At 31.1% G+C, this 9,098-nt stretch carries 11 protein-coding genes; 9 read left to right on the top strand and 2 right to left on the bottom strand.

Annotation, left to right across the window (positions count from 1 at the left end; all coding sequences use genetic code 11):
- Positions 1 to 467 precede the first annotated feature (467 nt).
- Positions 468 to 662, bottom strand: coding sequence for a hypothetical protein (locus G9F74_RS14910; protein ID WP_000729005.1), 195 nt, complete (start codon positions 660 to 662; stop codon positions 468 to 470).
- 272 nt (positions 663 to 934) lie between these two features.
- Here G9F74_RS14910 and G9F74_RS14905 point away from each other — a divergent pair, with 272 nt between their 5' ends.
- From G9F74_RS14905 to G9F74_RS14885, 5 genes are all read left to right on the top strand, one after another.
- The gene (locus G9F74_RS14905; protein ID WP_016108328.1) at positions 935 to 1,531 is read left to right on the top strand and encodes a hypothetical protein; all 597 of its coding nucleotides are present in this window, start codon (positions 935 to 937) and stop codon (positions 1,529 to 1,531) included.
- 493 nt (positions 1,532 to 2,024) lie between these two features.
- Positions 2,025 to 3,023, top strand: a complete 999-nt coding sequence (locus G9F74_RS14900) for a glycoside hydrolase family 25 protein (protein WP_016108329.1) — start codon at positions 2,025 to 2,027, stop codon at positions 3,021 to 3,023.
- Between the two features lie 198 nt (positions 3,024 to 3,221).
- Positions 3,222 to 4,073, top strand: coding sequence for a peptidylprolyl isomerase PrsA (locus tag G9F74_RS14895; RefSeq protein WP_016108330.1), 852 nt, complete (start codon positions 3,222 to 3,224; stop codon positions 4,071 to 4,073).
- A gap of 598 nt (positions 4,074 to 4,671) precedes the next feature.
- Positions 4,672 to 4,890 (top strand): hypothetical protein, encoded by a 219-nt coding sequence (locus tag G9F74_RS14890; RefSeq protein WP_000864289.1) that lies wholly within the window; start codon positions 4,672 to 4,674, stop codon positions 4,888 to 4,890.
- 523 nt (positions 4,891 to 5,413) lie between these two features.
- Positions 5,414 to 5,761: a YolD-like family protein gene (locus tag G9F74_RS14885; RefSeq protein WP_033661286.1), complete on the top strand. Its 348-nt coding sequence runs from the start codon at positions 5,414 to 5,416 to the stop codon at positions 5,759 to 5,761.
- 191 nt (positions 5,762 to 5,952) lie between these two features.
- On the opposite strand, the gene gerPF is transcribed toward G9F74_RS14885, so the two are convergent.
- Positions 5,953 to 6,168, bottom strand: coding sequence for a spore germination protein GerPF (gene gerPF, locus G9F74_RS14880; protein WP_001141565.1), 216 nt, complete (start codon positions 6,166 to 6,168; stop codon positions 5,953 to 5,955).
- 204 nt (positions 6,169 to 6,372) lie between these two features.
- Here gerPF and G9F74_RS14875 point away from each other — a divergent pair, with 204 nt between their 5' ends.
- The 4 genes from G9F74_RS14875 to G9F74_RS14860 all read left to right on the top strand — a co-directional run bounded on the left by G9F74_RS14875 (position 6,373) and on the right by G9F74_RS14860 (position 9,085).
- Positions 6,373 to 6,708 (top strand): hypothetical protein, encoded by a 336-nt coding sequence (locus G9F74_RS14875; protein WP_001066863.1) that lies wholly within the window; start codon positions 6,373 to 6,375, stop codon positions 6,706 to 6,708.
- A gap of 361 nt (positions 6,709 to 7,069) precedes the next feature.
- Positions 7,070 to 7,798, top strand: coding sequence for an SDR family oxidoreductase (locus tag G9F74_RS14870; RefSeq protein WP_016108331.1), 729 nt, complete (start codon positions 7,070 to 7,072; stop codon positions 7,796 to 7,798).
- A 191-nt stretch (positions 7,799 to 7,989) separates the two neighbouring features.
- Positions 7,990 to 8,700 (top strand): DUF6944 family repetitive protein, encoded by a 711-nt coding sequence (locus G9F74_RS14865; protein ID WP_016108332.1) that lies wholly within the window; start codon positions 7,990 to 7,992, stop codon positions 8,698 to 8,700.
- A 172-nt stretch (positions 8,701 to 8,872) separates the two neighbouring features.
- Positions 8,873 to 9,085, top strand: a complete 213-nt coding sequence (locus tag G9F74_RS14860) for a YqaE/Pmp3 family membrane protein (protein ID WP_000990220.1) — start codon at positions 8,873 to 8,875, stop codon at positions 9,083 to 9,085.
- Positions 9,086 to 9,098: the final 13 nt, after the last annotated feature.

Genomic DNA, 9,098 nt, shown 5'->3' with positions numbered 1-9,098 from the left:
TCCCCTGTGCAATACAGAGTTCAATCCTTAGTAGCTGCTTAATATATTTGTCTAATTTTTTGGGTTCAGTTCAAAATAGTGTGGGCTTTTTATTGTTTTTCTAAAATATATAAGCAATCAGATTCAATGTCGTTTATTATATGAGTGTTTTATGAATTAAATATAATGTTTTAATAGAAGAGAAATGAATGGTAATAGTGAGAGTATAATATATAGAAGGTTATTGTCGAGTCCACACGATGGACATAAAAAAAGAGCATACATAAAAAGTATGCTCAAAAGAAAGATAGGTTTTATGAGTGGATAATCTCCATACGATAATATATGCGTGCTTAATGAAAACGTGTAAAGAATCAATAAATTATCAATGGAATATCATGAAATGAGTAATTTTAATTTAGGGATGTAGTTGTTTTTTTTCGAAATAATCTAGGTAACAAAGTTGTGAAAATCGTGCATGATGGGGACTAACAATGGGATAATGATCGTACTTCAGTTACATATTTCTTAAAGTTTGGATATTGCGTGATAGTTTGGCATTTAGGGGTGAGTAGTTGATTAATTATAGAAACATTTGTAATTACTTCGTTACAAGGACCGAAAAATGTAACTTTTAGTTTTGAATTCGGTGGAACTTTGAACACGATAGGTTTTTTTTTCATGAAATCAGCTCCTAATATTCCACAATATATATGCTTCACCTTTTGATTTAAATGATTATTAAGGTGTATTTATATAATATGAAATCTTTGTTAAGTTGATTATAATATAGAACCTCATTGTAGTATAAGTACATAAACATGTGGGAAAAAGCGGAGAATACTCTATGAAATGCTTAACTAATATAATATGAAAAATGATTTAATTATCTAGTGCATTTTATGTCCTGATACATATTATGGTAGTAAGAATAGTATGAAGAGGTAATAAAAGAATGGAAGAAAATGTACAAGCTCAGCCACAGCTTTCACCACCGTGGATCACATATTTTAATGAACTAAGAAATTCAATTGGTGCTGATCCAACAGTTACAGTGGGGCCACTTATTCCGGTTGGCGGGAATTATATTATTTTAGTGCATGCGTTAAGTAATGAAAAAGCGAGAGCATTAGCAACGCTTCTAAAATCTTCTGTACAATTTGGAAATGTAAGTGTAACGGTTATTGTAACGAATAATGAAAATGAAATTGTAAATCCATTTCCTTGTCCACTAGATGCATTTGAAATTGCGCATTTATTTCAAGTAGCGTTAGAGAATAATCCTTATTTTGAACAAGTTGTGGTACAGCCTCAGTTCCCTGGTGGAGTGAATGTTGTATTTCCAGTTTTTAAAGCGGAAGTGATCCAATTTTTTAATGATGATATTTCAAATCTATGTCAAACGTTTACAGGTGTTGCTGCAAATGTGTTTCGTGATGTAATGCAGGATGATGTTTGTGATATCCCAATTTTATTTTCCACAAGTTGCGTTATGAGCAGTGAAAATCCACAATTACAAAATACAGATTTAGAACCAAAGTTATTTTATTAAGATGCAAAAAGACATTTTCAAAAATCGGAAATGTCTTTTTTATGTATTAATATTATTTTGTACCAAAATTTATTGGCTTGCAATCAGTGGTAAAATGTAAAATAATTATAGTTTTACTCAATTTTAAATAGGCTGGATAGCGTATGGAATTGTTGATTACAGATAGTAATGAAATAAAAAATGAGTGTTAGACTAGGCTATTATAAAAAGATAGTTTACATATATGGGTTTTCTACGTACAGGCAAATAAACATAGGACATATAGAAAATTTTTTTATTATCACCAGAAAAATTATTTTTAAATAAATAGATATTTTCACACCTAAATTTTTATATGAGTTAGAGGAGAGATTGAAAGAAGTAGTTTTAAAGATTATATATTTCAAAAAATAAAGATTTCTTCTTATTTATATTATAGATAGATAGTAATAGATACATGTGGATTACGCTAAAACAAGCTTTGAATATGATAATAAAAAGGAGTTGAATTGTAATGGGTTATATTGTTGATATTTCAAAGTGGAATGGAACTATTAATTGGGAAATTGCAGCGCCTCAACTAGATTTAGTTATTGCTAGAGTGCAAGATGGTTCAAATACGGTGGATTTTATGTATCAAAATTATGTGAATGAAATGAAGAAGCATAGTGTTCCGTTTGGTAATTATGCATTTTGTCGTTTTATTTCTATTGCAGATGCAAAGAAAGAGGCACAAGATTTTTGGAATCGTGGCGATAAGTCTGCTGCGTTTTGGGTGGCGGATGTTGAAGTACAAACGATGATAGATATGCAAGGCGGGACACAAGTATTTATAGATGAATTACGTCGTTTAGGTGCGAAAAAAGTAGGTTTATATGTTGGGCATCACACGTATGTATCGTTTGGAGCGCGTAATATTGATGCTGATTTTGTATGGATTCCTCGTTATGGAGGGAATAAGCCGGCATATCCGTGTGATATTTGGCAATATACGGATTCGGGGAATGTTCCTGGGATCGGGAAATGTGATTTGAATCAATTAATAGGAAATAAGTCACTTTCCTGGTTTATAGATTCGAATCAAGAAAATCAATCTAATGTAGTGGATTTGCAGCAATCAAGTGGTATTGGTATTGCAGTTTCAAAATATCCTGATGGATACGGCATAAATTTATATGAAAATCCTGTGAACCCCCAGTATACAGGTGCAATCACTAAGAAAATCCCGTATTTAATTTTAAACAGTTATTGGGGAGGCGGCGATAAAGATATGATTTGCTTAGGGAATGATAAGCAGTGGGTATATTTAAAACATTTTGATGTGAGATGGTATTATGCTTCTTCAAAATATCCTGTCGGGTACGGAGTGAATTATTATGGAGAGCCTGAATGTATTAATTATAAAGGAAATATAGATGGATCAACATCTTACCGTGTGTGGGGAAGAGTAAAAAATGCGGTAGATATCGGACAAAGTAGTTGGATACCGGAAAAACATTTAATCATTAAGTAACCTTAGTCGTTAAATGTTTTTGAGGCATTCATAAAGAGTCTTCTCATTAATAAATAGTGAGAAGATTTTTCATATTTGTGTATAAAAAATATGATACATATTTGATTCAAATGAAATGAATTACATATGGAAAACACACTGTTTTCACAATAGCGGTGTATAGTTACGTTGCATAATAATAAAAGTGAGGTATTTGAATTGAAAAAGAAAAAGCTATTTTTGGGAACAATTATTTCATGCGTGGTACTCGCATTATCTGCATGTGGTTCCTCAGACAACGTAGTAACATCAAAAGTAGGAAATGTTACAGAGAAAGAGTTAAGTAAAGAATTAAAACAAAAATATGGAGAAAGTACATTATACCAAATGGTATTAAGTAAGGCGCTGCTAGATAAATATAAAGTTTCAGATGAGGAAGCAACAAAACAAGTAAAAGAAGCAAAAGATAAAATGGGTGACAACTTTAAAGAGACTTTAGAAAAAATTGGGTTAAAAAACGAAGATGAATTAAAAGAAAAAATGAAACCAGAAATTGCATTTGAAAAAGCGATTAAAGCGACTGTCACAGAAAAAGATGTAAAAGATAACTATAAACCTGAAATGAAGGTAAGTCATATTTTAGTAAAAGATGAAAAAACCGCTAAAGAAGTAAAAGAGAAAGTGAATAATGGTGAAGATTTTGCCGCTTTAGCGAAGCAGTACTCAGAAGATACTGGTTCAAAGGAACAGGGCGGGGAAATAGCTGGTTTTGGCCCTGGGCAAACTGTTAAAGAATTTGAGGAAGCTGCGTATAAATTAAATGCAGGACAAGTAAGTGAACCAGTTAAAACATCTTACGGTTACCATATTATTAAAGTGACCGATAAAAAAGAGTTGAAACCATTTGAAGAAGTGAAGGATAAGATCCGTAAAGATTTAGAACAACAAAGATTACAAGATACGACAGGTAAATGGAAACAGCAAGTAGTCAATGATTTATTAAAAGATGCTGATATTAAGGTGAATGATAAAGAATATAAAGAGACATTTAAATTTCTAGAAAAGAAATAATACGGATAGAAAAAACAGAAATGTAGCATTTTGCTAGACTTCTGTTTTTTGTTTTTTTGAAAAAAGAATGCAGACTTCTTCGGTAAACACAATCATACTAGAATGATTCGGATAAGTAAAAAAGAAAAAACAAAAAACTAAATAAAATAAAATTTCGCATCTTCATATGAAATTTTTAAAGGTAAAACTCTAGAAGTATTATGTAACTTTAATTAGAAAAGGGAACTCATATAGAGTTCCCTTTTCTAATTAGTGTGTGTGTTATAAAAAAGATAGTAAGACAATATAATATTACATTTAAATATTAAGAATTACAATGGGAAATTATGGGAAAATAAAATGGGAAATAATAATCGTTTTAAAAAATGTTGATATAGTAATGTTTTGATTATTTTATTACATATAAATTAAGTATATAAATTTTTATAGTGGATCAACATAATTTAAAGAATAGTACATATAATATTTTTGAATAAACATTTGCAATATTATAGGAAGTGAAAAGTTGAGCATTCTATTAAAAAGGATGTTCTTTTTGTTATGAATATTTCTAAATGTATTATTTACTAGATGAATAAATGAAAGTGGGGGAGAATATATGAAAGTGATTTTTCAAAGAGAAGACGGAGGGAAAGTTTTTGAATCGAATGATGAAAATATAAGTGATTTATTAGCTATATTAAAAGAAACGAAAGGGATTAAAATCGGGATGGTTGAGTATGAAGTGTTAAAATATGAAATAGAGTATTTTCGTCATCCGAAAAGAGGAGAAACGGAGAGAGAGTTACATATAACCATACATCCTAAATATATGTAATGAATGATAGCAATATCAAACTATTATGAAAGCAAAGGAGTATTTGATATTGTAATATGATATGTGCGAAAAGAGAGTGTGGAAATCGCCCTCTTTTCACAGAAAACCTATAAGGAATAAATTGAGTTACATTATAAATTTATTAAATTTTGTGAATTCTTTCATTATAATGTATGTTTGCGTTTAAGAATGGTTCATGCAAAAAAAAGAAAGCTAGTCAAGTTAAAAAAATAAACTTGAAAATATAACGTATTAGAAAAAACGATTTCACTTTATGTGAAATCGTTTTTTATTCGCTAAATGTATTTCAATGTGTAGAGAGTGAAAAGTTTGTTTTAAGGGAAAAAAATATAAATATGCCTCTTCTCAAAAGAACGTAGGTTCGTGTATAATTAGAACAAATGTTCTTTTTGGTGCAGACATTATACAATTTAGAAATAAATACGAACTTAGTAATTACTAAAAATGATGGAGTAACAGTATGTGTGAAATAGAGTGGATAAATGATCAAGGAGATAAAGAAATGAATCATGTAAAGAGGCAGAAAGAAGAAAGAGAGTGGGTTCCATTTACAGTAATGTCGGAACAATTGTTAAGTATGAGAAAGGTTATTGGTGAGAAATTAAAAGTGCAAAGGCCGATAGTAACAAATGAAGAAAAAGAAAGAATTTCTGATAAATTGCTAACGGCATTATTGTCTGAGCAAGAAATATTGGTGACATATTTTGAAGATGGCTACATACTTACAAGTTATATGACAGTCGTTCATATAGACCCGGTAAGGCAGATTATAATGTGCACAGACGCATTTTATAAAACACGTGTATTTAGTTTTATAGATGTAATTGAAATAATAGAAGCTGAACTTTAATATCTAGCTTCTATTATTTCTGATAGATGGAAGAAATAATGCGAAATAGCAGCTAGCTTCATGCTAACTGCTAAGCCCCAGGGAAAGGGAGAAAAAGATAGGGTACTCCAACATTCAATAATAGCTGTGAAACAGCCTGATTATAGTATAGACAAATCTAAAATTCCTATACAGAAAGCTGAAAAATAGGGTTAGGCTGTACCCACTTGATTTTGATCTGCAAGGTCCGAATCAAACGTATTAGTCGCACTAACACCGTTAAAAGTATTAACAACAAAACCAACGTTTGATGCGCCAGATCCATTGTAAGCTTTCGTATTTTCTTTCGGAGAAACGTTGTAGAAATCACCTAAGTTAAATGATCCGTTACTATTTTGTACAACTAAATTCCCTACAACTGAGGGCATAATTTTCACCTGCTTTATAATGAATTGTTAACATTACTATATGGGAGTAAAGTCCAAATGGTTCATGTAACAAAAATTGTGGAATAGTAAAACGTTTCAAGCGTGGCTTTCAATAAAAGTGTGTTAAACTTAATATGAGTTGGATAATAAAAAAGAAATAATTTGTATAATTAATATATACGAAAACAAAGGAGGCAAAATGTTATGAATAACGTTATAAAAAAAGTAGATTTATCAGATGCAAAATCAAGTAATCTTGTTGCGCTTATTTATAGCAATGAAGTTATATTGATTGAAAACGCATTTTGTCCAAATGAAATAAAATTAAAGTTTAATGAGATTGCAATTTTATCTGCAATTAAAACAGCTCATATTGCAAAAGTGTCCATCAGAAAAGAACTTGAAGCGCTTTTTCATGATACAGGAGTATTACTGGTGAAACAAAGTGCTGAAGTTGGTAGCAGTCAATCTATAACAATGCATTTTGAGCAATTCAAAAAATTACAATATGAAATTGAGCTTTTAAATAAAAGTATGTAATCAGGCTAGTTGAAGATTTTTTCACAAAAGTGGACTGTGTTATGTTGAAAAGTGGATTGGAAATTATTTGGATGAATCGCACTATAAACATAAATATAGTTTTATGAAAATGCAGGGTAATGAGGATTTTCAAGCTGGTAAATTAGGTACAGTTTATATGTATCAATGTAAAAATGCGGGAAAGAAAAGTTGCAATTTAAAAATTAATAATGAAATAAACAACGAATTTTTAAATATGTAAACGGGAGTAACCATTATGGTTACTCTTTTGTTTATGTGTGCAATATTAAAAATACTTCTAAAGTATGAAGTGTTTTTAATACTTTAGTAAATAGATAAATGAAGGTTAAAGGAGTAAAATATGGTAAAGGGAGGCGAGGGATTGAAGCGAAATGACATTAGGAAACTCGTAATTATTACAGGAGTGACGCAAGGATTAGGACGCGCGATGGTTGATCGATTTCATGAATTGGGATGGAACATATGTGGATGTGGACGTTCAAAAGATAAAATTGAAGAACTAAAAAAACAATACGGTAATACACATGATTTTCAAATAATTGATGTTTCAGATTCGCAGCAAGTTAGTAGTTGGGCAAATGATACCCTTACTAAATATCGGGCTCCCGACTTGTTAATAAATAATGCATCAATTGTGAATCAAAATGCACCAATTTGGAAAGTTACCGCTGGGGAATTTGAAAATGTAATGAATGTAAACGTGAATGGTGTAGTAAATGTAATAAGAGCATTTGTCCCAGCAATGGTAGATAGAAAAGAAGGAATTATTATTAATATGAGTTCTAGTTGGGGAAGAGAAGCTGAGGCAGATCTTGCACCATACTGTGCCTCGAAGTTTGCAATTGAAGGTATCACGAAATCTATGGCACTGGAATTGCCTGATGGTGTGGCTGTAGTTGCTTTAGATCCTGGCGGTGGTATTAGCACTCCAATGCTGCATTCATGTGCACCACAGTATGTTAATGAATCACCCACACCTGAAATGTGGTCACATAATGCGATTCGATATATATTGAATATAACAATAGATAAAAATGGAGATTCATTGACATGCCCAGCATGTGTTTAAAAATAAGTATCTATTACTCAATGTAATTTCAGTGATATACGTTTTGGCTAAAAAAGTACCTTTAAGGTACTTTTTGTATTAGTAACACATTATAGAATGCACAAAATTACATATGGAAAATAAAATATTTGATTAAGAGTGACTTTTGGTTATTTCGAAAGCACGAGAAAATATCAAAATAGGTGATGAAAATGAATCCAAGCAGTTTAAAAGTGACAGGAGCATGGTATCAAGTAGGAGGAAATCTTACAGCTGCTATTGGAACGACAAGAGGATTTATTGGGGAAGAGAAAATTGAATCGGACCTTGTTATTATAGGAAGCTCATTACAAGCCCTCGGGTATATTTTACAAATTATAGCGACTAATTATACCGAAGATGAAGATAAAGATGAAGAAGAAATAGAAAATCGAAATATATGTTTGCAGAATGAAAGTGAAACACTGGATAAAATGGGAATTGAGTTATTGGCATTAGGGAATATATCAAATGTAATAGGAACATATTTTAATAAAAATGAACAATTAACAGAGAATGATTATCTTATCATTGTCGGGAACAGTTTACAATCGATTGGTGCTTTTTTAGGAGTAGAAGCAGCTTTGATTGAGATGAAAGTAATACAGCGAATCATTGTACTAGGCAATTCTATGCAAAGCTTAGGGGCCGGACTACAAGCGTATCAAGGCATAATTAATTTATCGAAGGATGAAGTAGAAAACGAAGATCGTATTCTTGATAAGAAGAATGAGAGGATAATAGCACTGATTGGTATTTGGATACAGGCAATAGGAACGGTAATTTCTGCGATTGGATTAACTGCAGTAGAGAAGGAGAAAAGTTTTGAAAATAATAAGGATTTTAAAATGCTCATTGAAAGAGCGGATGTAAAATGTAATTAAATAGGTAGGAAGAGTTTGGTCTAGTAGGTTTTTTTGCATATGGATAGAATATATATTATAGAAGAAATGTTATAAATGCTTAATTGAAATTTGTGTAACTCCAAAATCAAAGAGTGTGCTTGCATATGAAAAGAAGTGTTATAAAAAATCCAAAATAAGGAGTTTTCAAGAGATGATGTACTTATTGGCAATTCTACTTCCACCTGTAGCTGTATTATTTTGCGGAAAGCCATTTCAAGCAATAATTAATTTCATATTAACTTTAATATTTTGGGTTCCAGGCGCCATACACGCGATTTTAGTCGTACATGATAAAAAGGCGGATCGGCGAGTGAGAAAACAAATTCAAGCATATGATGAAATTAATAAGAGGAATAGAAGATAATTCGTCTGTGAAA

It is taken from the genome of Bacillus sp. EKM202B, assembly GCF_011066025.1.
Taxonomy (GTDB): Bacteria; Bacillota; Bacilli; order Bacillales; family Bacillaceae_G; genus Bacillus_A; species Bacillus_A toyonensis.
Note: the sequence above shows the minus strand (reverse complement) of the source record. Positions and strands in the feature narration are given on the sequence as shown.